The organism is Pseudomonas sp. NFACC16-2 (assembly GCF_900119205.1).
GTDB classification, from domain to species: Bacteria; Pseudomonadota; Gammaproteobacteria; order Pseudomonadales; family Pseudomonadaceae; genus Aquipseudomonas; species Aquipseudomonas fluorescens_Q.
The window spans coordinates 499722-523149 of sequence record NZ_FPIX01000001.1 but is presented as its reverse complement, the minus strand read 5'-3'; the positions used below and the strand labels follow the sequence as shown (position 1 = coordinate 523149).

Here is a 23428-nt window from a genome sequence, read left to right as displayed (position 1 = left end):
AATATACTTTTCAGACGCGAATAAAAACGCCCGGCGCGGCCGGGCGTCTCAAAGGTAAAGCCGTGGATCAGATGCGCTTGGCTTGTGCCGCCGCGTTGCCGATGTAGCTGGCCGGCGTGAGCTTCTTCAGCTCTGCCTTGGCCTCGGCGGGCATGTCCAGGCCATCGATGAAAGTCTGCAACGCTTCAGGGCTGATGCCCTTGCCACGGGTCAGCTCTTTCAGCTTTTCATACGGGTTTTCGATGTTGTAGCGACGCATCACGGTCTGGATCGGCTCGGCCAGGACTTCCCAGCAGGCGTCCAGGTCGGCGGCGATCTTCTGCTCGTTCAGTTCCAGCTTGCCGATGCCCTTGAGGCTGGCTTCGTAGGCAATGACGCTATGGGCAAAACCCACGCCCAGGTTGCGCAGCACGGTGGAGTCGGTCAGGTCGCGCTGCCAGCGGGAGATCGGCAGTTTGCTCGCCAGGTGCTGGAACAGTGCGTTGGCGATGCCCAGGTTGCCTTCGGAGTTTTCGAAGTCGATCGGGTTGACCTTGTGCGGCATGGTCGAGGAACCGATTTCGCCGGCGATGGTGCGCTGCTTGAAGTAGCCCAGGGAGATGTAGCCCCAGATGTCGCGGTCGAAGTCGATCAGGATGGTGTTGAAGCGCGCGATCGCATCGAACAGTTCGGCGATGTAGTCGTGCGGTTCGATTTGGGTGGTGTAGGGGTTGAAGCTCAGGCCCAGCTCGTCTTCGATGAAGGCGCGGGCATTGGCTTCCCAGTCGATGTCCGGGTAGGCCGACAGGTGGGCGTTGTAGTTGCCCACGGCGCCGTTGATCTTGCCCAGCAGCGGCACGGCGGCTACCTGGGCGATCTGGCGCTCCAGGCGGTAGACCACGTTCGCCAGTTCCTTGCCCAGGGTGGTCGGCGAAGCCGGTTGACCGTGGGTGCGCGACAGCATCGGCACGTCGGCGAAGCGAATCGCCAGCTCACGGATGGCCTGGGCGATCTGGCGCATCAGCGGCAGCAGTACATCATCACGGCCTTCGCGCAGCATCAGGGCGTGGGACAGGTTGTTGATGTCCTCGCTGGTGCAGGCAAAGTGGATGAATTCGCTGACGTTGGCCAGTTCCGGCAGCTTGGCCGCCTGCTCCTTGAGCAGGTATTCGATGGCCTTGACGTCGTGGTTGGTGGTGCGCTCGATCTCTTTGACGCGCTCGGCGTGCTCCAGCACAAAATTTTCTGCCAGGGTGTTCAGCACCGCGTTGGCTTCGGCGGAAAACGCCGGGACTTCGCTGATGGCAGGGTGGGCGGCCAGGCGCTGGAGCCAGCGCACTTCAACCAGGACGCGGGCACGGATCAGGCCGTACTCGCTGAAAATCGGGCGCAGGGCCTGGGTTTTGCCGGCGTAGCGGCCGTCAACAGGGGAAACCGCAGTGAGCGAAGAGAGCTGCATGGGGTGTTCTCGGACAGTCGGGCAACGAAATGGGGCGCGTATCATACATGAAATCTTGCGCCGGTCCGTCGCCAACTGACCGGCGTATTACGCGTAACGAGATAAAACTGTTTATTACCTGTGGCGAGGGGATTTATCCCCGCTGGGCTGCGCAGCAGCCCTAAAAGCAGCGAACTCAATCTTCTTGGCGCACCGAGTTGCCTGGTTTGGGGCCGCTTCGCAGCCCAGCGGGGCGGTGCGACGTTTCGCTAAATCCCCTCACCACAAAAAAAGCAGGCTGAGGCGACTTATTCGTTGCGCATCAACGGGTAAAGCTCTTTAAGCAATTTGCGCCGGCTGACCACCAGTTGCCAGCGATGGCCGCCCAGCTGCCGCCACAGCCGTGCCGAACGAATCCCGGCCAGTAACAGGGCGCGGATCTTCGAGGCATTGCTCGGTTGCTGCAGGTTGCGCATGTCGCCATGCACCTGGATGCGTTGGCGCAGGGTACTCAGGGTGTCCTGGTACAGCGCGCCGCAGGCCGCGACGACGTTTTCGTGGGACGGGCCGAAGTGCTCGACCTGGGACTGGATCTGCGGCAAGCGTTTGCCGATGGTCTCCAGCAGGTCGTCGCGCTTGGCCAGCTGGCGCTCAAGGCCCAGCATCGACAGCGCATAACGCAGCGGTTCGCGTTGCAGGGCGCTGGGATCGCGCTCCAGGGCGCCGATCAGTGCACGATAGCCTTCGCGCAGGTTCAAGTCGTCGCCGCCGTAGACTTCCAGGGTGTCCTTGGGGTCGCGAACCAGCAGGCTGCCGAGCATGCAGGCCACGCCCGCTTCGGTGGCCTGGCCGGTCTTGGCGATCCTGTCCACCAGCACGGCGGCGAGAAACACACCGCCCAATGCCGTCAGTTGTTCCTGGATGGGGCTCATGCCTTGCTGCTCCAGGGTTCTGCCACTTCGATCACGCCGCCGCCCAGGCAGATTTCGCCGTCATAGAACACCACGGACTGGCCGGGCGTGACCGCCCGCTGCGGGTCATCGAAGGTGGCTCGGTAGCCCGTGGCGGTTTTTTCCAGGGTGCAGGGCTGGTCGCTCTGGCGGTAGCGAACCTTGGCCGTCAGACGGCGTGGTTCGCTGAGGTCGATCGGGTTGACCCAATAGATGTCGGAGGCGAGCAGGGCGCGGGAAAACAACCAGGGATGGTCGTTGCCCTGGCCGACGATCAGCTCATTGTGCTCCAGATCCTTGACCAGCACGTACCACGGCTCTTCCCCGGCGTCTTTCAGGCCGCCGATGCCCAGGCCCTGGCGCTGGCCGATGGTGTGGTACATCAGGCCATGGTGGCGGCCGATGACTTCGCCTTCGGTCGTCTTGATCTCGCCCGGTTGGGCCGGCAGGTATTGCTTGAGGAAGTCGCTGAAACGGCGCTCGCCGATAAAGCAGATCCCGGTGGAGTCTTTTTTCTTGGCGGTGGCGAGCTGGTGTTTTTCGGCGATCGCGCGCACTTCGGGCTTTTCCAGTTCGCCTACCGGGAACAGGGTCTTGGCGATCTGCTCGCCGCCGACGGCATGCAGGAAGTAGCTCTGGTCCTTGTTCGGGTCCAGGCCCTTGAGCAATTCGGTGCGACCGTCGATGTCGCGGCGGCGCACGTAGTGGCCGGTGGCGATCAGGTCGGCGCCGAGCATCATGGCGTAGTCGAGGAACGCCTTGAACTTGATTTCGCGGTTGCAGAGGATGTCCGGGTTCGGCGTGCGGCCGGCCTTGTATTCGGCCAGGAAGTGCTCGAACACGTTGTCCCAGTACTCGGCGGCGAAGTTGGCGGTGTGCAGCTTGATGCCGATCTTGTCGCACACGGCCTGGGCGTCCGCCAGGTCGTCCATGGCGGTGCAGTATTCGGTGCCGTCGTCTTCTTCCCAGTTCTTCATGAACAGGCCTTCCACCTCATAACCCTGCTCGATCAGCAGAAGGGCGGAAACGGAAGAGTCCACGCCGCCGGACATGCCGACAATGACGCGCTTCTTGGATGTGTCAGAAGGAGCTGGATCACGCATAGGAGTTCAATGAGTGTCTTGAAAAAGGACGCGATTCTATCAGGCCCGGGCGCACAAGGCTAAAGAGAAGGATGGATCAGCGTCAGACTGTGGCAGTGGCCGGCCAGATAATCGTCGATGCAGCGGATGATCAGCTCGCTGCGCCAGTGCTCGCGTTGCTCCAGCAGTTCGTCACGGCTTAGCCATTTGGCCCCGAGGATGCCATCGTCCAGTTGATACTCGGGATGGTGTTTCAAGGCCTTGGCAGCGAAACAGACGCGCTGGTAGGTCACGCCATTGCTGGGCGCGGTGTACAGGTAAATGCCCACCACGCTCGTGGGTTCGACGTCCCAGCCGGTTTCTTCCAGGGTTTCGCGCACGGCGGCTTCGATCAGTGTTTCGTCGGGATCCAGGTGGCCGGCGGGCTGGTTGAGCACCGCGCGTCCGCCTTTGGATTCTTCCACCATCAGGAAGCGGCCGTTGTCCTCGACGATGGTGGCGACGGTGATGTGGGGTTGCCAATCCATGGGGGGGGCTCCTCTAGTTCTCAAATGTGAATGCAGACCACTGTGGGAATATATCGTCAGGGGGAAATGCGTTGAGGTCAGAAACACAAACCCCGGCACTCGGCCGGGGTTCGTGGTACTGCCTACAACCTTACACCAGCGCAGCAATCGCCGCGTTGAAGGTGTTGCTCGGGCGCATGGCCTTGCTGGTCAGCTCCGGGTTGGCGAAGTAGTAACCGCCGATGTCCACTGGCTTGCCTTGGACGGCATTGAGTTCGGCAACGATTTTTTCTTCGTTGTCGGTCAGGGTCTTGGCCAGGGAAGCGAACTGAGCCTTGAGGGCTGCGTCGTCATCCTGGGCGGCCAGAGCCTGGGCCCAGAACAGGGTCAGGTAGAAGTGGCTGCCACGGTTGTCGATACCGCCGACCTTGCGCGAAGGCGACTTGTTGCGGTCCAGGAACTCACCGGTAGCCTGGTCCAGGGTCTTGGCCAGCACCAGTGCTTTCGGGTTGTTGTAGGTCACGCCCAGGTGCTCGAGGGACGCGGCCAGGGCCAGGAACTCGCCCAGGGAATCCCAGCGCAGGAAGTTTTCTTCCAGCAATTGCTGCACGTGCTTGGGGGCCGAGCCGCCAGCGCCGGTTTCGAACAGGCCACCGCCGTTCATCAGCGGCACGATCGACAGCATCTTGGCGCTGGTGCCCAGTTCCATGATCGGGAACAGGTCGGTCAGGTAGTCGCGCAGTACGTTGCCAGTCACCGAGATGGTGTCCTTGCCTTCGCGGGTGCGGGCCAGGGTGAACTTCATCGCGTCGACCGGCGCCATGATGCGGATGTCCAGGCCGGCAGTGTCGTAGTCCTTCAGGTAGGTCTGGACTTTCTCGATCACGACGCCGTCATGGGCGCGCATCGGGTCCAGCCAGAAGATTGCCGGCGTGTCGCTGGCGCGGGCACGGTTGACGGCCAGCTTGACCCAATCCTGGATCGGCGCGTCCTTGGTCTGGCACATGCGGAAGATGTCGCCAGCTTCGACGCTTTGCTCCAGCAGGGTGCGGCCGTTGCTGTCCGAAACACGGACCACGCCGTCGACCTTGATCTGGAAGGTCTTGTCGTGGGAGCCGTACTCTTCGGCTTTCTTGGCCATCAGGCCAACGTTCGGCACGCTGCCCATGGTGGTTGGGTCGAAGGCGCCGTGTTGCTTGCAGTCTTCGATCACCGCCTGGTAGATGGTGGCGTAGCAGCGATCCGGGATCACGGCCTTGGTGTCGTGCAGTTGGCCGTCGGTGCCCCACATCTTGCCGGAGTCACGGATCATGGCTGGCATCGAGGCGTCGACGATGACGTCGCTCGGCACGTGCAGGTTGGTGATGCCTTTGTCGGAGTTGACCATCGCCAGGGATGGGCGCGCCGCGTAGACCGCCTGGATGTCGGCTTCGATCTGCGCCTGTTGCTCGGCCGGCAGGGCCTTGATGCGGGCATACAGGTCGCCGATGCCGTTGTTCAGGTTGAAGCCGATCTGCTCCAGCACTTGTGCGTGCTTGGCCAGGGCATCTTTATAGAACTCGGCAACGATCTGGCCGAACATGATCGGGTCGGAGACCTTCATCATGGTGGCCTTGAGGTGAACCGACAGCAGGACGCCTTTTTGCTTGGCGTCTTCGATTTCAGCGGCGATGAAGTCGCGCAGGGCGTTTTTGCTCATCACGGCGCAGTCGAGGATCTCACCGGCTTGTACGGTGGTTTTTTCCTTCAGGACAGTGGCAGTGCCGTCCTGGGCGATCAGCTCGATCTTCACGCTGCCGGCGGCGTCGATCAGGGCGGCTTTTTCGCTGCCGTAGAAATCGCCGGTGCTCATGTGGGCCACGTGGGACTTGGAGTCGGCTGCCCAGGCGCCCATCTTGTGCGGGTGCTTGCGGGCGTAGTTCTTGACCGACAGCGGTGCGCGGCGGTCGGAGTTGCCTTCGCGCAGGACCGGGTTCACGGCGCTGCCCTTGACCTTGTCGTAGCGGGCGCGAGCGTCTTTCTCGGCATCGGTGGTCACGGTTTCCGGATAGTCCGGCAGTGCGTAGCCCTGGGCCTGCAATTCCTTGATCGCGGCCTGCAGTTGCGGCACCGAGGCGCTGATGTTCGGCAGCTTGATGATGTTGGCTTCAGGCGTAACGGCCAGGTCACCCAGTTCGGCGAGGTGGTCGGCTACGGCTTTGTCACCCAGTTGCTCGGGGAAGCTGGCCAGGATGCGCCCTGCGAGGGAGATATCGCGGGTTTCCACGGCGATATCGGCCGAAGCGGTAAAGGCTTCGACGATCGGCAGCAGCGAATAGGTGGCGAGGGCGGGCGCTTCGTCGGTGAAGGTATAGATGATCTTCGAGCGGGTGGGCATATTCGGATTAACTCTCTTCTTTGCTAAAGCATGCGCAGAAACTCGAGGGGCGCCGGGTAAGCGCGTTCGTTCAAAGTCATCCGTGAACCGAATGTCGAGGTTTCTTCGCGGTGATGTTGGGTGCATCAGTCGAGCGTCAAGCGGTTGGGCCGCGGTAACGGTCCGGCTTTTAGACTGGCGCAAAAGTCCTGTGATAGAGCGCTCAGCCAGCGTGACCCTGTGGTCAGCGGCGGCATTATACATAGGTAGCTGGCAATCTGCCGATGGTTCATAGACTTCCGTACACGTCCATTGGTCTAAACGTCGCAGTACCCAAGGAGCGGGCTATGCTCATGTTTGGCGCTTTTCCCTTGGTTTTCAGGGTTGTACACCGCGAACTGCAACGCTTTACCCCGGATGAGCCTAACGTAGGGTTTGCGCGCCGATTCAAGTGGGGTACGCTCGAACGCAGCCAGATGTTCAATCCAAGCAATGGAGTTCAGCATGGGGTATCAAAAGATTCAGGTTCCAGCCGTCGGTGACAAAATCACCGTCAATGCAGACCATTCTCTTAATGTTCCCGACAACCCGATCATCCCCTTCATCGAAGGCGACGGCATTGGCGTCGATATCAGTCCGGTCATGATCAAGGTTGTGGACGCTGCGGTTCAGAAGGCCTATGGCGGCAAGCGCAAGATTTCCTGGATGGAAGTCTATGCCGGTGAGAAAGCGACTCAAGTCTACGACCAGGACACCTGGCTGCCCCAGGAAACCCTGGACGCGGTCAAGGATTACGTGGTTTCCATCAAGGGGCCGCTGACCACGCCGGTGGGTGGTGGTATCCGTTCGCTGAACGTGGCCCTGCGCCAGCAGCTCGACCTGTACGTGTGCCTGCGTCCGGTGCGCTGGTTCGAAGGCGTGCCAAGCCCTGTCAAGAAGCCTGGCGACGTGGACATGACGATCTTCCGCGAGAACTCCGAGGACATCTACGCTGGCATCGAGTGGAAGGCCGGTTCGGCCGAAGCGACCAAGGTCATCAAGTTCCTGAAAGAAGAAATGGGTGTGACCAAGATCCGTTTCGACGAGGACTGCGGCATCGGCGTCAAGCCGGTTTCCAAGCAGGGCACCCAGCGTCTGGCCCGCAAGGCCTTGCAGTATGTTGTCGACAATGACCGCGACTCGCTGACCATCGTGCATAAAGGCAACATCATGAAGTTCACCGAAGGTGCCTTCAAGGAATGGGCCTACGAAGTGGCCGCCGAGGAATTTGGTGCGACCCTGCTCGACGGCGGGCCGTGGATGCAGTTCAAGAATCCGAAGACCGGCAAGAATGTCGTCGTCAAGGACGCCATCGCCGATGCGATGTTGCAGCAAATCCTGCTGCGTCCGGCCGAATATGACGTGATCGCCACCCTGAACCTGAACGGTGACTACCTGTCCGACGCCCTGGCGGCGGAAGTGGGCGGTATCGGTATTGCGCCGGGCGCCAACCTGTCCGACACCGTGGCCATGTTCGAAGCCACCCACGGTACCGCGCCCAAGTATGCCGGAAAGGACCAGGTCAACCCGGGGTCGTTGATCCTGTCGGCGGAAATGATGCTGCGCCACATGGGTTGGACCGAAGCGGCCGACCTGATCATCAAGGGCACCAACGGCGCGATTTCGGCCAAGACCGTGACCTATGACTTCGAACGTCTGATGGAGGGTGCCAAGCTGGTGTCGTCCTCGGGCTTCGGCGATGCCCTGATCTCGCACATGTAAGCGGATCGGCGCTCAGCGCGAATGCCCGGCTCGAGTGATCGAGCCGGGCATTTTCATTTGTCCGGTGCGGCGACCGGTCAATGGGTCTCGGTGACCCTGGCCTGGACAGGGGCGGGCGTTTGTTCGGCGGTGACAACCTTGATGTTGACCGCGTGCAGGCCCTTGGGTCCCTGGATGACGTCGAACGTCACAGGCTGTCCGGCCTTCAGGGTTTTATAGCCTTCCATGTTGATGGCCGAGTAATGGGCGAAAAGGTCTTCATCATCCCTGCCGGCCGCGATAATGAAACCGTAGCCCTTGGCATTGTTGAACCATTTCACCTTGCCATTCATCTTGACGACCGACATAACCCATTTCCCTCTGCAACGCACTCCATCACTGGAGTATCATCCAGTCCATCCGCAGGCTAATCTTGAAGTAAGGATAGATTCCACGGACCTTTTTAACCCACGATGGGCTCTATTGGTTGTAACACCGTTTTGCCGATAGTCAAGGTGGTCGGGTGGTCGTGGTTGAAATCGCCCACAAGCGCCCCCATCACTGTATTCGCCAACTAAACGAACCTTTCTTTCCATGCATGCAGTCAGCCAGATTCGACTAACATTCAATCAGGATCGCCCGGATCTACACGACGACGATTCCGCAGGCATTGCTGTTCAGGAAGCAAAGCCTGCATTACAGGCGCCACCGATGTACAAGGTGGTTTTGTTCAACGATGACTACACACCGATGGATTTCGTCGTCGAAGTGCTCGAGGTGTTTTTTAACCTGAATCGCGAGCTGGCGACCAAGGTCATGCTGGCCGTCCATACAGAGGGACGGGCAGTATGTGGAGTGTTTACCCGCGACATCGCCGAGACGAAGGCCATGCAGGTCAACCAATACGCCCGGGAAAGCCAGCATCCGCTACTCTGTGAAATCGAGAAGGACGGTTAACGCCGACCACTTGGGTATGAGGTGAAGCTATGTTAAACCGCGAGCTCGAAGTCACCCTCAATCTTGCCTTCAAGGAGGCTCGTTCGAAGCGTCATGAATTCATGACCGTCGAACACCTGCTGCTGGCCCTATTGGATAACGAGGCTGCCGCCACCGTTTTGCGTGCCTGCGGCGCGAACCTCGATAAACTCAAGCATGATCTGCAGGAGTTCATCGACTCCACCACGCCACTGATCCCCGTTCATGACGAGGATCGCGAAACCCAGCCAACCTTGGGCTTCCAGCGTGTCCTGCAGCGTGCTGTCTTCCATGTACAGAGCTCGGGCAAGCGTGAAGTCACCGGCGCCAACGTGCTGGTTGCCATCTTCAGCGAGCAGGAAAGCCAGGCGGTGTTCCTGCTCAAGCAGCAGAGCGTTGCGCGTATCGATGTCGTCAACTACATCGCCCATGGCATCTCCAAGGTGCCGGGGCATGGCGATCATTCTGAGGGTGAGCAGGATATGCAGGACGACGAGGGCGGTGAGTCTTCTTCTTCAGGCAACCCATTGGATGCCTATGCCAGCAACCTGAACGAACTGGCACGCCAGGGGCGCATTGACCCGCTGGTCGGGCGCGAAGCGGAAGTCGAGCGTGTTGCCCAGATCCTGGCTCGGCGTCGCAAGAACAACCCATTGCTGGTGGGCGAGGCGGGCGTGGGCAAGACCGCAATCGCCGAAGGCCTGGCCAAGCGCATCGTTGACGACCAGGTGCCGGACCTGCTGGCCAACAGCGTGGTGTATTCCCTCGACCTGGGTGCCTTGCTGGCCGGTACCAAGTACCGCGGCGATTTCGAGAAACGCTTCAAGGCGTTGCTCGGCGAGTTGAAAAAACGTCCGCAAGCGATCCTGTTCATCGACGAAATCCACACCATTATTGGTGCCGGGGCGGCGTCGGGTGGAGTCATGGATGCATCGAACCTGCTCAAGCCATTGCTGTCGTCGGGTGATATCCGTTGCATCGGCTCGACCACGTTCCAGGAATTCCGCGGGATCTTCGAGAAAGACCGTGCCCTGGCCCGGCGTTTCCAGAAGGTCGATGTGTCGGAGCCTTCAGTGGAGGACACCATTGGTATCCTGCGCGGCCTGAAAGGGCGTTTCGAGCTGCACCACAACATCGAATACAGCGATGAAGCCCTGCGTGCGGCGGCGGAGCTGGCCTCGCGTTACATCAACGACCGGCACATGCCGGACAAGGCCATCGACGTCATCGACGAGGCGGGTGCCTACCAGCGCCTGCAACCGTTGGAGAAGCGCGTCAAGCGCATCGAAGTGCCTCAGGTCGAGGACATCGTGGCAAAAATCGCGCGTATTCCGCCTAAGCACGTCACCAGTTCCGACAAGGAGTTGCTGCGCAACCTGGAGCGTGACCTGAAGCTGACGGTGTTCGGCCAGGATGCGGCCATCGACTCGCTGTCGACCGCCATCAAGCTGTCCCGCGCCGGTCTCAAATCGCCGGACAAGCCCGTGGGTTCGTTCCTGTTCGCCGGTCCTACCGGCGTCGGCAAGACCGAGGCGGCGCGGCAACTGGCCAAGGCAATGGGTATCGAGCTGGTTCGCTTCGACATGTCCGAGTACATGGAGCGCCACACCGTATCGCGTCTGATCGGTGCGCCTCCAGGCTATGTCGGTTTCGACCAGGGCGGCCTGCTGACCGAAGCCATCACCAAGCAGCCACACTGCGTATTGTTGCTCGATGAAATCGAGAAGGCGCATCCGGAAGTCTTCAACCTGCTCCTGCAGGTCATGGACCACGGCACGCTGACCGATAACAACGGGCGCAAGGCGGACTTCCGCAACGTGATCATCATCATGACCACGAACGCCGGTGCCGAAACTGCGGCTCGCGCTTCGATCGGTTTCACCCATCAGGACCACTCGTCCGATGCGATGGAAGTGATCAAGAAGAGCTTCACGCCTGAATTCCGCAACCGCCTGGATACCATTATCCAGTTTGGTCGCCTCAGCCATGAAGTCATCAAGAGCGTGGTGGACAAGTTCCTTACCGAACTTCAGGCGCAGCTCGAAGACAAGCGTGTCTTGTTGGAAGTCACCGATGCGGCCCGCAGTTGGCTGGCAGAAGGTGGTTACGATGTGACGATGGGTGCGCGGCCGATGGCTCGCTTGATCCAGGACAAGATCAAGCGTCCGCTGGCCGAGGAAATCCTCTTTGGCGAACTGGCCGAGCATGGCGGTGTGGTGCACATCGACATCAAGGATGGCGAGCTGACCTTCGACTTCGAAACCACGGCCGAAATGGCCTGATCGACCCGCAACAAAGCAAAAGGCGCCGAAAGGCGCCTTTTTGCTGTGTATGGGATCGTTCCCACGCTCCGCGTGGGAATGCCTCAACGGACGCTCCGCGTTCGGCTTTTGGGACGCAGAGCATCCCTGGCTGCATTCCCGCGCAGAGCGTGGGAATGATCCGCGTTGCGCGCAAACAAAAACGCCCGGCATCAGCCGGGCGTTTTGTATTGACTTGTTAGCGAGCGCGGTAAGTGATGCGCCCTTTGCTCAAGTCATAGGGCGTCAGCTCGACGCGCACTTTGTCACCGGTAAGAATACGAATGTAGTTCTTGCGCATCTTGCCGGAGATATGCGCGGTTACGACGTGCCCATTTTCCAACTCCACACGAAACATGGTGTTGGGCAGGGTGTCGACGACAGTGCCTTCCATTTCGAAGCTGTCTTCTTTCGACATGCAGTAAAGCCCTCGGTATCCAGTGAATGGCCCGGTGCAACTGCGCCAGGCAAAAGCGGCGTGCATTGTGCCCGAAAAAGGGGGTTCAAGCCAAGGGGTTCTAGCTTTATAAGCCGAAGGGGTCTAACTCAGGACAACCCACCGCTGGTTAATCAGCAGTTCAATGGGGCGATATTGGGTCTTGTAGTTCATTTTCTTGCAGTTCTTGATCCAGTAGCCCAGATACACCGCTTCCAGGCCCAGGCGCCGGGCTTCGTTGATTTGCCAGAGGATGGCAAACCGTCCCAGGCTGCGCCGTTCTTCGTCCGGCTCGTAGAAGGTGTACACCGCCGAAAGTCCATTGGGCAGCAGGTCCGTGACGGCGATGGCGACCAGGCGCCCGTCCAGTCGGAACTCGTAGAAGCGGGAAAACGGCAGGTCACGCACCAGGAACGTCGAGAACTGATCCCGACTGGGTGGGTACATGTCGCCATCGGCATGGCGTTGTTCGATGTAGCGCTGGTACAGGTCGAAATATTCTTCGGTGAACTGCGGCTTGGCCGGGCGGACCTGAAGATCGGCGTTGCGCTTGAAAATGCGTTTCTGCTGACGGTTGGGCAAAAATTGCGTCACAGGGATGCGCGCCGGGACGCAGGCGTTGCAATGCTGGCAGTGGGGCCGGTAGAGGTGGTCGCCGCTACGACGAAAGCCCATTTCCGACAGGTCTGCGTAGACATGCACATCCATGGGCTGGCTGGGGTCGAGGAACAGCGTCGTGGCCTGCTCCTCCGGCAGATAACTGCAAGAGTGGGGCTGAGTGGCATAGAACTTCAAGCGCGCCAACTCGGTCATGATCAACCCTCGGGATAAGCTTTTAGATTTAAGTGTAAGCCACGCGCGCGAATGTCGCTCAGCAAACCCAGGTTGCGTGGCTGGGTTGATCCAGATGGGCCTTGAGATAGCCAGCAAACTCAGTCCGTGGAATCGAGCGGGCGCCCAGGCTGTGCAGATGCTCGGTGGGCATCTGGCAGTCGATCAGCACGAAACCGGCGGCCTTGAGGTGTTGGACCAGCCTCGCGAAGCCGAATTTCGACGCGTTGTCGGCCCGGCTGAACATCGACTCGCCAAAAAACAGCTGGCCCATGGCCAAGCCATACAGGCCGCCCACCAACGCCCCTTGGTCCCACACTTCCACCGAATGGGCGAAACCGCGTCGGTGCAGTTCCAGATAGGCGGTTTGCATGGCGTCGGTGATCCAGGTGCCCTCGGCATACTCCCGCGGCGCCGCGCAGGCCTGGATGACTGCCGCAAAATCCCGATCGAACGTCACTTCATAGCGCTGCTTGCGCAGCAGTTTGCCCAGGCTGCGGGATATGTGCAGTTCGTCGGGAAACAGCACCGTGCGCGGGTCTGGCGACCACCAGAGGATCGGCTGCCCCTCGGAAAACCATGGGAAGCAACCATGGCGATACGCCTGGATCAACCTGTCGGCGGATAGATCGCCACCGGCGGCCAATAACCCGTTGGGGTCGCGCATGGCTTTTGCCAGGGGCGGGAACTCGAAGCTGTTGCGTTGTAACCAGGTCAGCATTGGTATCCGGCTTAGTAGAAGGGGAGGGCGGCAGGTGGTGGGCTTCGCCCATCCGTGAGCGTCCGCCTGGAAGGTTAACCGTCAAACGGCAGGGATGTCATCGAGATACTTCTCAGCGTCGAGTGCGGCCATGCAGCCGGCACCGGCGGAGGTAATTGCCTGGCGATAGACGTGGTCGGCCACATCGCCGGCGGCGAACACGCCCTCGATATCGGTCGCGGTGGCGTTGCCTTCGCTGCCGCCGCGTACGAGCAGGTAGCCGTCACGCATCTTCAACTGGCCCTGGAATAGCTCGGTATTGGGTTTATGGCCGATAGCTATGAATACGCCGGCCAGGGGCAAGGTGCTGGTTTCGCCGGTCTCACTGTGGCGCAGGCGCGCGCCAGTCACGCCGCTGGCGTCGCCCAGGACTTCATCCAGGTTCTGGTTCCAATGCAGCCTGATATTGCCGCTGGCGGCCTTTTCGAAGAGTTTGTCTTGCAGGATCTTCTCTGAACGCAGCTTGTCGCGACGGTGGATCAGGTGCACTTCCCTGGCGATGTTCGACAGGTACAAGGCTTCCTCGACCGCCGTGTTACCGCCGCCGACCACGGCCACCACCTGGTTTCGATAGAAAAAACCATCGCAGGTTGCACAGGCCGAAACGCCCTTGCCGGCGAAGGTCTCTTCCGAGGGCAGGCCCAGGTATTGCGCGGAAGCGCCGGTGGCAATGATCAGCGCATCGCAGGTGTAGGTGCCGCTGTCGCCGATAAGCTCGAAGGGACGCTGTTGCAACTTGGCGGTGTGAATATGGTCGTAGACGATCTGCGTGTCGAAGCGCTCGGCGTGCCGTTGCATGCGTTCCATCAGTACCGGGCCCGTCAGGCCTTCGACGTCGCCGGGCCAGTTGTCGACTTCCACCGTGGTGGTGAGCTGGCCACCGGCCTGCAGGCCGGTAATGACAACGGGTTTGAGGTTGGCGCGGGCAGCATAGACGGCAGCGCTGTACCCCGCAGGGCCCGAACCGAGAATGATCAGGCGTGAATGCTTCACTTCGCTCATAAAAAACACCTCATAAGCCTTTGTCACAAAAGAGAATGCATGGTCCAATTGGCGCGTGTATACCCTGTATTCGGCTATGCTGTCAGGCAATGCCTTGGCGCGGACAAAACCGTACAATGCTTGAGTTTTGAACGCAGGATGGGCTAAAGATCAAAATCTTCGGCAACACCTGCGGTTTTCTGGATGCACCCCACAGTGGTAAAAGTAGTACCGGTTGTGCACATTCACTTTTTTACCTGCTCGTCGTGGGCAGTTTTTTATAGTCATTCAACAGATGGACGCGCCGTTGGCGCAGGAAAAGAAGCGTTTTGAAGAAATCCACCGCAGCACCCAAACCAGTCGTTCCGCTCTGGCGCCAGCAATTGCACTACCGGCTCAAGGAAGGTGCGTTGATCGCCATCGGCGCCCTGTGCCTGTTCCTGATGATGGCCCTGCTGACCTACGGCAAGGACGATCCGGGCTGGAGCCATAACAGCAAGATCGACGATGTGCAGAATTTCGGCGGTCCGGCCGGTTCCTACAGCGCCGATATCCTGTTCATGGTGCTGGGCTATTTTGCCTACATCTTCCCGTTGCTGCTGGCGATCAAGGCCTACCAGATCTTCCGCCAGCGCCACGAGCCGTGGCAGTGGAGCGGCTGGCTGTTCTCCTGGCGGCTGATCGGCCTGGTGTTCCTGGTGTTGTCGGGTGCCGCACTGGCCCATATCCATTTCCACGCGCCCACCGGCTTGCCGGCCGGGGCGGGCGGGGCGCTGGGGGAAAGCCTCGGCGACCTGGCCAGGAACGCCCTGAACATCCAGGGCAGTACGCTGCTGTTCATCGCCTTGTTCCTGTTCGGCCTGACGGTGTTCACCGACCTGTCGTGGTTCAAGGTCATGGACGTCACCGGCAAGATCACCCTCGACCTGATCGAACTGATCCAGGGCGCGATGAACCGCTGGTGGGCGGCGCGCACCGAGCGCAAGCAACTGGTGGCGCAACTGCGTGAAGTCGACGACCGCGTCCACGACGTGGTAGCCCCGACGACGCCGGACAAACGCGAGCAGGCCAAGGTCAAGGAGCGCCTGATCGAGCGTGAGCAGGCGTTGAGCAAGCACATGTCCGAGCGCGAGAAACAGGTGCCGCCGGTCATCACCATGGCCCCGGCCAAGCCGCCCGAGCAAAGCAAGCGCGTCCAGAAGGAGAAACAGGCGCCGCTGTTCGTCGACAGCGCGGTGGAAGGCACCTTGCCGCCGATCTCGATCTTGGACCCGGCCGAGAAGAAACAACTCAACTATTCCCCCGAATCCCTGGCGGCCGTTGGCCATTTGCTGGAGATCAAGCTCAAGGAGTTCGGTGTCGAGGTCTCGGTGGACTCGATCCACCCGGGCCCGGTCATCACCCGCTACGAGATCCAGCCGGCCGCCGGCGTGAAGGTCAGCCGCATCGCCAACCTCGCGAAGGACCTGGCGCGTTCCCTGGCCGTGACCAGCGTACGGGTGGTGGAAGTGATTCCCGGCAAGACCACCGTGGGTATCGAGATTCCCAACGAAGACCGGCAGATCGTGCGCTTCTCTGAAGTGTTGTCGACGCCTGAGTACGACAACCACAAGTCGCCGGTCACCCTGGCCCTGGGGCACGACATCGGCGGCAAGCCGGTCATCACCGACCTGGCGAAGATGCCCCACCTGCTGGTGGCCGGTACCACCGGCTCCGGTAAGTCGGTGGGTGTGAACGCGATGATCCTGTCGATTCTGTTCAAGTCCGGCCCCGAAGACGCCAAGCTGATCATGATCGACCCGAAAATGCTCGAGCTGTCCATCTACGAGGGCATCCCGCACTTGCTGTGCCCGGTGGTCACCGACATGAAGGACGCCGCCAACGCGCTGCGCTGGAGCGTCGCGGAGATGGAGCGCCGCTACAAGCTGATGGCGAAGATGGGCGTGCGCAACCTGTCGGGCTTCAACGCCAAGGTCAAGGAAGCCGAAGAGGCCGGCACGCCGTTGAGCGACCCGCTGTATCACCGCGAAAATATTCACGACGAAGCGCCATTGCTGCATAAGCTGCCGACCATCGTGGTGGTGGTGGACGAATTCGCCGACATGATGATGATCGTCGGCAAGAAGGTCGAAGAGCTGATCGCCCGTATTGCCCAGAAGGCCCGTGCGGCCGGTATCCACTTGATTCTCGCCACCCAGCGGCCGTCGGTGGACGTGATCACCGGCCTGATCAAGGCCAACATCCCGACGCGCATGGCGTTCCAGGTGTCGAGCAAGATCGACTCACGGACCATCATCGACCAGGGCGGCGCCGAGCAGTTGCTTGGTCACGGTGACATGCTCTACATGCCGCCGGGCACCAGCCTGCCGATTCGCGTGCATGGCGCGTTCGTCTCCGACGACGAAGTGCACCGCGTGGTGGAAGCCTGGAAGCTGCGTGGCGCCCCAGAATACAACGACGACATCCTCAACGGTGTCGAAGAAGCCGGCAGCGGTTTCGAGGGCAGCAGCGGCGGCGGTGACGACGATGCTGAAACCGATGCGCTCTACGACGAAGCGGTGCAGTTCGTCCTGGAGAGCCGCCGGGCCTCGATTTCTGCCGTTCAGCGCAAGCTGAAGATTGGCTACAACCGCGCCGCCCGCATGATCGAAGCCATGGAAATGGCCGGGGTGGTGACGGCCATGAACACCAACGGCTCGCGCGAAGTACTAGCGCCGGGCCCGATGCGCGACTAACGACCCGGGCGGCCTGCTCATACGCCGCTCGACCCCCACGACTTCATGAGGACTCCCATGCGCCTGATTCGCATGTTGCTGTTGCCCGTACTGGCCTTGTCTACTATGTCGGCCCACGCCGGCGAAAAGGATGTGGCCCGCCTGACCCAATTGCTGGGGGGCTCCCAGACCCTGACGGCACGCTTCTCCCAGTTGACCCTCGATGGCAGTGGTACCCAATTGCAGGAAACCGCCGGCGACATGGCCCTGCAGCGTCCAGGTCTGTTCTACTGGCACACCGATGCGCCAGCCGAACAACTGATGGTCTCCGATGGCAAGAAAGTCTCCCTATGGGACCCGGACCTGGAACAGGTGACCATCAAGACCCTCGACCAGCGTCTGACCCAGACGCCGGCGTTGCTGCTCTCCGGCGACATCTCCGAGATCAGCCAGAGTTTCGAGATCTCCTCCAAGGAGGCTGGGGGCGTGATTGACTTCACCCTCAAGCCCAAGACCAAGGACAGCCTGTTCGACAGCCTGCGCCTGTCGTTCCGTAACGGCCTGGTCAACGATATGCAACTGATCGACAGTGTCGGCCAGCGCACCAATATCCTGTTCACCGGGGTCAAGGCCAACGAGCCGATCGCCGCGTCCAAGTTCAAGTTCGACATCCCCAAGGGTGCCGATGTAATCCAGGAATAAACACTGGCCCCCTGTTGGAAATGGCCTGTGGGGGCCGATCTGCTCCGGCAGAGAGGATTGGCAACAGGACCCAGCGGAGGTTGTGTAAGTAGTGATGGACCTGTTTCGAAGCGCCCCGATTGCCCAGCCATTGGCCGCCCGCCTGCGTGCGACCAACCTGGATGAGTACGTCGGCCAGGAGCATGTGCTCGCTCGTGGCAAGCCTTTGCGCGAAGCCTTGGAGCAGGGTGCGTTGCACTCGATGATCTTCTGGGGCCCGCCGGGTGTGGGCAAGACCACCCTGGCGCGGCTGCTGGCGGAAGTCTCGGACGCCCATTTCGAAACGGTGTCGGCGGTGCTGGCCGGGGTCAAGGAGATCCGCCAGGCGGTGGAAGTGGCCAAGCAGCAGGCCGGGCAATACGGCAAGCGCACGATCCTGTTCGTCGACGAAGTCCACCGTTTCAACAAGTCCCAACAGGACGCGTTCCTGCCCTACGTCGAAGACGGCACGCTGATCTTCATCGGTGCGACCACCGAAAACCCTTCGTTCGAACTCAACAACGCCTTGCTGTCCCGGGCGCGGGTCTATGTGCTCAAGAGCCTCGACGAGACGGCGATGCGCAAGCTGGTGCATCGGGCGCTGACCGAGGAGCGCGGCCTGGGCAAGCGGCATTTGAGCCTCAGCGATGAAGGCTTCCAGATCCTGTTTTCAGCCGCCGATGGCGATGGCCGACGCTTGCTCAACCTGCTGGAAAACGCCTCGGACCTGGCCGAAGATGACAGCGAGATTGGCGTCGAGCTGCTGCAAAGCTTGCTGGGCGATACCCGGCGTCGCTTCGACAAGGGGGGCGAGGCGTTCTATGACCAGATTTCGGCGCTGCACAAATCCATCCGTGGTTCCAACCCCGACGCGGCCTTGTACTGGTTTGCGCGCATGATCGACGGCGGCTGCGATCCGCTGTACCTGGCGCGGCGCGTGGTGCGCATGGCCAGCGAAGACATCGGCAATGCCGACCCGCGGGCCCTGAGCCTGTGCCTGGCAGCCTGGGATGTGCAGGAGCGCCTCGGCAGCCCGGAAGGCGAGCTCGCCGTGGCCCAGGCCATTACCTACCTGGCCTGCGCGCCAAAAAGCAACGCCGTGTACATGGGCTTCAAGGCGGCGATGCGCAGCGCTACCGAGCACGGTTCCCTCGAGGTACCGCTGCACCTGCGTAATGCGCCGACCAAGCTCATGAAGCAGTTGGGCTATGGCGATGAATACCGTTACGCCCACGACGAACCGGACGCCTATGCCGCCGGTGAAGACTATTTTCCCGACGAACTCGAACCCCAGCGGTTCTACCAGCCGGTGCCCCGGGGCCTGGAGCTGAAGATCGGCGAGAAGCTCAACCACTTGGCGCAACTGGACCGCCTGAGTCCACGGCAGCGGAGAAAACCTTGATTCCCTTGATCCTTGCAGTCTCCGCTGGCGGTGTTGCCGGCACCCTGGCACGGTTCGCCACCAGCAATTGGGTTAGCGCAAATTGGCCGCGGCACTTCTATACCGCGACGCTGGCCGTTAATATCGTGGGCTGTCTGCTGATCGGCGTCCTGTACGGCCTGTTTTTGATTCGCCCGGAAGTGCCTGTCGAAGTGCGTGCCGGGCTCATCGTCGGCTTCCTGGGCGGCCTGACGACCTTTTCATCCTTTTCACTGGATACGGTGCGCCTGCTGGAAAGCGGGCAGGTGCCGCTGGCCCTGGGCTACGCGGCCATCAGCGTATTCGGCGGGCTGCTCGCCACCTGGGCCGGCCTGTCCCTGACCAAACTTATCTAACGAGAGACCGACATGCTCGATTCCAAACTGTTACGTAGCAACCTTCAGGACGTAGCGGACCGCCTGGCATCCCGTGGCTTTGCCCTGGACGTCGCGCGCATCGAAGCGCTGGAAGAACAGCGCAAGATCGTCCAGACCCGCACCGAAGCCCTGCAGGCTGAACGTAACTCGCGCTCCAAATCCATCGGTCAGGCCAAGCAACGCGGTGAAGACATCGCGCCGCTGATGGCCGATGTCGAGCGCATGGCGGGCGAGTTGAGCGCCGGCAAGGTCGAGCTGGACGCAATCCAGACCGAACTGGATTCGATCCTGCTGGGCATCCCCAACCTGCCTCACGAATCGGTGCCGGTCGGGGAAGACGAATGCGGCAACGTCGAAGTGCGCCGTTGGGGCACGCCGACAGCCTTCGATTTCCCGGTGCAGGACCATGTCGCCCTGGGCGAGAAGTTCGGCTGGCTGGACTTCGAAACCGCCGCCAAGCTGTCGGGCGCCCGTTTTGCCCTGTTGCGTGGGCCGATCGCGCGTCTGCATCGGGCCCTGGCGCAGTTCATGATCAACCTGCACGTCACCGAGCACGGCTACGAAGAAGCCTACACACCGTACCTGGTCCAGGCCCCGGCGCTGCAAGGCACCGGTCAGTTGCCGAAGTTCGAGGAAGACCTGTTCAAGATCAGCCGCGACGGCGAGGCCGACCTGTACCTGATCCCGACCGCCGAAGTGTCGCTGACCAACATCGTGGCCGGCGAGATCGTCGACGCCAAGCAACTGCCGATCAAGTTCGTCGCCCACACGCCGTGCTTCCGCAGTGAAGCCGGGGCGTCGGGCCGTGATACCCGCGGCATGATCCGCCAGCACCAGTTCGACAAGGTCGAGATGGTCCAGATTGTCGAGCCGTCGAAATCCATGGAAGCGTTGGAAAGCCTGACCGCCAACGCCGAGAAGGTCCTGCAACTGCTGGAGCTGCCGTATCGCACCCTGGCGCTGTGCACCGGCGACATGGGCTTCAGCGCGGTCAAGACCTACGACCTGGAAGTCTGGATTCCGAGCCAGGACAAGTACCGCGAGATTTCCTCGTGCTCCAACTGCGGCGACTTCCAGGCCCGCCGCATGCAGGCGCGTTTCCGCAACCCGGAAACCGGCAAGCCGGAACTGGTCCACACCCTCAATGGCTCCGGCCTGGCGGTGGGTCGTACCCTGGTGGCGGTGCTGGAAAACTACCAGCAGGCCGACGGTTCGATCCGTGTGCCCGAGGTGTTGAAACCGTACATGGGCGGCATCGAGGTCATCGGTTAAATGGACTATCTGCCACTGTTCCACAACCTGCGCGGCAGCCGCGTGCTGGTGGTCGGCGGCGGGGAGATTGCCTTGCGCAAGTCCCGCTTGCTGGCCGATGCCGGCGCATTGCTGCGGGTGGTCGCACCCGACATCGAACCGCAGTTGCGGGAACTGGTCAGTGGCAGCGGCGGTGAATGCATCCTGCGTGGTTACGTCGAAGCGGATCTGGACGGCTGCGGCCTGATCATCGCCGCCACCGACGACGAACCGCTCAATGCCCAGGTCTCGGCAGACGCTCATAAGCGTTGCGTGCCGGTCAACGTGGTGGATGCGCCGACGCTGTGTAGCGTGATCTTCCCGGCGATTGTCGACCGTTCACCCTTGGTGATCGCGGTGTCCAGTGGCGGCGATGCGCCGGTGCTGGCGCGGTTGATCCGGGCCAAGCTGGAAACCTGGATTCCGTCGACCTATGGGCAGTTGGCTGGGTTGGCGGCGCGTTTTCGCCGCCAGGTCAAAGGCTTGTTTCCCGATGTGCAGCAACGACGGGCGTTCTGGGAAGACGTGTTCCAGGGCCCTATCGCCGACCGGCAACTGGCCGGGCAGGGCGCGGAAGCCGAGCGTCTGCTGCGGGAAAAGATCGATGGCCAGGCGCCGAACGCACCGGGCGAAGTTTATCTGGTGGGCGCCGGGCCGGGTGATCCGGACCTGTTGACCTTCCGCGCCTTGCGCTTGATGCAGCAGGCCGACGTGGTGCTGTACGACCGCCTGGTGGCGCCGGCGATCCTGGAACTGTGCCGGCGCGACGCCGAGCGCATCTACGTCGGCAAGCGCCGTTCCGAACACGCCGTGCCCCAGGACCAGATCAACCAGCAATTGGTCGACCTGGCCCGCCAGGGCAAGCGCGTGGTGCGGTTGAAGGGTGGCGATCCGTTCATCTTCGGGCGCGGCGGCGAGGAGATCGAAGAACTGGCAGCCCATGGCATTCCGTTCCAGGTCGTCCCGGGCATCACCGCGGCCAGTGGTTGCGCGGCCTACGCCGGGATCCCGCTGACCCATCGCGACTATGCCCAATCGGTGCGTTTCATCACCGGCCATCTCAAGGATGGCACCAGCGACTTGCCGTGGGCGGACCTGGTTTCGCCTGCCCAGACCCTGGTGTTCTACATGGGCTTGGTGGGGTTGCCAGTGATCTGCGACGAGTTGATCAAGCACGGTCGCGGGGCGGATACGCCAGCGGCGTTGATCCAGCAGGGCACCACGTCGAACCAGCGGGTCTTCACCGGCACCTTGGCGGACTTGCCACGGCTGGTGGCCGAGCATGAGGTGCATGCGCCGACGCTGGTGATCGTTGGGGAAGTGGTGCAGTTGCGCGAGAAACTGGCTTGGTTTGAAGGGGCTCAGGGGCAGGTCTAGAAAGACCCGCACCGTTGATCGTTCCCGACGCTCCGCGTGGGAATGCATCCGGTGACGCTCTGCGTCACGCCAAGAACGGAACGCGGAGCGTCCCGGGCGGCATTCCCACGCGGAGCGTGGGAACGATCTCATTGGTGCTGCCAGATCCCTTTTCCGCTCAACCGCCCCCGATCATGGGCAACCCTGAAATCCTGCTTCGGCCCCTTGGGCACGATTCCATTGGGGTTGATGGTCTTGTGGCTGCCATAGTAATGGCCCTGGATATGCGTGAAATCCACGGTCTCGGCAATGCCCGGCCACTGGTACAGCTCCCGCAGCCAGTTCGACAGGTTCGGATAATCGGCGATGCGCCGCAGGTTGCATTTGAAGTGCCCGAAGTACACCGCGTCGAAGCGGATCATCGTGGTGAACAGGCGGATGTCGGCCTCGGTCAGGTATTCGCCAGCCAGGTAGCGGCGGGTTTCCAGTAACGCTTCCAGCCAATCCAGTTCGGCGAATAGCCGGTCGAAGGCTTCTTCATACGCGGCTTGGGTCGTGGCGAACCCGGCGCGATACACGCCATTGTTCACCGCCGGATAAATCCGCTCGTTCAACGCGTCGATGTCGCCGCGCAGGTGTTCGGGATAGAGGTCCAGCCCGTTGCCGGTCAAGCCGTCGAAGGCACTGTTGAACATGCGGATGATTTCCGCCGATTCATTGTTGACGATGCGCTGTTGGCGTTTGTCCCAAAGGGCCGGAACCGTGACGCGGCCAGTGTAGTCCGGCGTGTCGGCGGTGTAGCGCTGATGCAGGAATTGCAGATGGTCGAGCTTGTCGCCGGTGGAGCCGTGGGCCTTGTCGAAGGTCCAGCCGTTTTCCAGCATCAGGTAGCTGACCACCGAGACATCGATCAGCGCCTCCAGGCCCTTGAGCTTGCGCACGATCAGCGTGCGGTGGGCCCAGGGGCAAGCCAGGGAGACATACAAATGGTAGCGCCCGGCCTCGGCGGCAAAGCCGCTCTCGCCCGAGGGGCCAGCGCTGCCGTCGGCGGTGACCCAATGACGGCGCTGCGCCTGTTCGCGCTGGAAGGTGCCGTCCTTGCTTTCATACCACTGGTCCTGCCAGCGGCCCTTGACCAACAAACCCATCTGGATCTCCTCGCTCAATAATCATTGGAGACGAGTCTATTCCCATAGGTTCGAACTAAAAGCGCAAAG

At 61.3% G+C, this 23428-nt stretch carries 20 protein-coding genes; 9 read left to right on the top strand and 11 right to left on the bottom strand.

Annotated features, from left to right (window positions below; genetic code table 11):
* Positions 1-67 precede the first annotated feature (67 nt).
* The 5 genes from purB to BT116_RS02150 all read right to left on the bottom strand — a co-directional run bounded on the left by purB (position 68) and on the right by BT116_RS02150 (position 6332).
* Positions 68-1438 carry an adenylosuccinate lyase gene (gene purB / locus BT116_RS02170; protein ID WP_072339627.1) on the bottom strand — a complete coding sequence of 457 codons (1371 nt, stop codon included), beginning with the start codon at positions 1436-1438 and terminating at the stop codon, positions 68-70.
* A gap of 287 nt (positions 1439-1725) precedes the next feature.
* A complete protein-coding gene (gene hflD / locus BT116_RS02165; protein ID WP_072339625.1) occupies positions 1726-2349 on the bottom strand; it encodes a high frequency lysogenization protein HflD in 624 nt (207 codons plus the stop codon).
* A complete protein-coding gene (gene mnmA / locus BT116_RS02160; RefSeq protein ID WP_057450008.1) occupies positions 2346-3470 on the bottom strand; it encodes a tRNA 2-thiouridine(34) synthase MnmA in 1125 nt (374 codons plus the stop codon). The genes hflD and mnmA overlap by 4 nt, the downstream gene beginning before the upstream one ends.
* A gap of 59 nt (positions 3471-3529) precedes the next feature.
* Positions 3530-3976 (bottom strand): NUDIX hydrolase, encoded by a 447-nt coding sequence (locus BT116_RS02155; protein ID WP_072339623.1) that lies wholly within the window; start codon positions 3974-3976, stop codon positions 3530-3532.
* A gap of 130 nt (positions 3977-4106) precedes the next feature.
* On the bottom strand, positions 4107-6332 hold the full coding sequence (locus tag BT116_RS02150; RefSeq protein ID WP_072339621.1) for an NADP-dependent isocitrate dehydrogenase: 2226 nt from the start codon (positions 6330-6332) through the stop codon (positions 4107-4109).
* A 483-nt stretch (positions 6333-6815) separates the two neighbouring features.
* Here BT116_RS02150 and icd point away from each other — a divergent pair, with 483 nt between their 5' ends.
* Positions 6816-8072 (top strand): NADP-dependent isocitrate dehydrogenase, encoded by a 1257-nt coding sequence (gene icd / locus BT116_RS02140; protein WP_018609234.1) that lies wholly within the window; start codon positions 6816-6818, stop codon positions 8070-8072.
* A gap of 77 nt (positions 8073-8149) precedes the next feature.
* Here icd and BT116_RS02135 read toward each other — a convergent pair whose 3' ends face one another.
* On the bottom strand, positions 8150-8419 hold the full coding sequence (locus BT116_RS02135) for a cold shock domain-containing protein (protein WP_072339617.1): 270 nt from the start codon (positions 8417-8419) through the stop codon (positions 8150-8152).
* 226 nt (positions 8420-8645) lie between these two features.
* On the opposite strand from BT116_RS02135, the gene clpS reads away from it, so the two are divergent.
* Positions 8646-9008, top strand: coding sequence for an ATP-dependent Clp protease adapter ClpS (gene clpS / locus BT116_RS02130; RefSeq protein ID WP_003180089.1), 363 nt, complete (start codon positions 8646-8648; stop codon positions 9006-9008).
* Between the two features lie 29 nt (positions 9009-9037).
* Positions 9038-11308 (top strand): ATP-dependent Clp protease ATP-binding subunit ClpA, encoded by a 2271-nt coding sequence (clpA, locus tag BT116_RS02125; protein ID WP_063320487.1) that lies wholly within the window; start codon positions 9038-9040, stop codon positions 11306-11308.
* A gap of 217 nt (positions 11309-11525) precedes the next feature.
* Here clpA and infA read toward each other — a convergent pair whose 3' ends face one another.
* The 4 genes from infA to trxB all read right to left on the bottom strand — a co-directional run bounded on the left by infA (position 11526) and on the right by trxB (position 14355).
* Complete coding sequence (gene infA, locus BT116_RS02120) at positions 11526-11744, bottom strand: translation initiation factor IF-1 (RefSeq protein WP_002553999.1); 219 nt, start codon at positions 11742-11744, stop codon at positions 11526-11528.
* A gap of 123 nt (positions 11745-11867) precedes the next feature.
* Positions 11868-12575, bottom strand: coding sequence for an arginyltransferase (locus BT116_RS02115; RefSeq protein WP_063320488.1), 708 nt, complete (start codon positions 12573-12575; stop codon positions 11868-11870).
* Positions 12576-12633: 58 nt separating this feature from the next.
* Positions 12634-13314, bottom strand: a complete 681-nt coding sequence (gene aat / locus BT116_RS02110) for a leucyl/phenylalanyl-tRNA--protein transferase (RefSeq protein ID WP_072339615.1) — start codon at positions 13312-13314, stop codon at positions 12634-12636.
* Positions 13315-13395: 81 nt separating this feature from the next.
* Complete coding sequence (trxB, locus tag BT116_RS02105) at positions 13396-14355, bottom strand: thioredoxin-disulfide reductase (RefSeq protein ID WP_072339613.1); 960 nt, start codon at positions 14353-14355, stop codon at positions 13396-13398.
* A gap of 308 nt (positions 14356-14663) precedes the next feature.
* Between trxB and BT116_RS02100 the strand changes: the two genes are divergently transcribed.
* The 6 genes from BT116_RS02100 (at position 14664) to cysG (ending at position 22232) form a co-directional block, all read left to right on the top strand.
* Entirely contained in the window at positions 14664-17069 is a 2406-nt protein-coding gene (locus tag BT116_RS02100; protein ID WP_063320491.1) for a DNA translocase FtsK, read from the top strand.
* 57 nt (positions 17070-17126) lie between these two features.
* Positions 17127-17750, top strand: a complete 624-nt coding sequence (gene lolA / locus BT116_RS02095) for an outer membrane lipoprotein periplasmic chaperone LolA (protein WP_072339611.1) — start codon at positions 17127-17129, stop codon at positions 17748-17750.
* Positions 17751-17844: 94 nt separating this feature from the next.
* Positions 17845-19170, top strand: coding sequence for a replication-associated recombination protein A (locus BT116_RS02090; protein WP_072339609.1), 1326 nt, complete (start codon positions 17845-17847; stop codon positions 19168-19170).
* Positions 19167-19544, top strand: coding sequence for a fluoride efflux transporter CrcB (crcB, locus tag BT116_RS02085; RefSeq protein WP_063320494.1), 378 nt, complete (start codon positions 19167-19169; stop codon positions 19542-19544). The genes BT116_RS02090 and crcB overlap by 4 nt, the downstream gene beginning before the upstream one ends.
* Positions 19545-19556: 12 nt before the next feature.
* Positions 19557-20837, top strand: a complete 1281-nt coding sequence (gene serS, locus BT116_RS02080) for a serine--tRNA ligase (protein WP_072339606.1) — start codon at positions 19557-19559, stop codon at positions 20835-20837.
* The gene (gene cysG / locus BT116_RS02075) at positions 20838-22232 is read left to right on the top strand and encodes a siroheme synthase CysG (protein WP_072339604.1); all 1395 of its coding nucleotides are present in this window, start codon (positions 20838-20840) and stop codon (positions 22230-22232) included.
* 128 nt (positions 22233-22360) lie between these two features.
* On the opposite strand, the gene BT116_RS02070 is transcribed toward cysG, so the two are convergent.
* Positions 22361-23359, bottom strand: coding sequence for a glutathione S-transferase family protein (locus BT116_RS02070; RefSeq protein ID WP_072339602.1), 999 nt, complete (start codon positions 23357-23359; stop codon positions 22361-22363).
* Between the last annotated feature and the right edge of the window lie 69 nt (positions 23360-23428).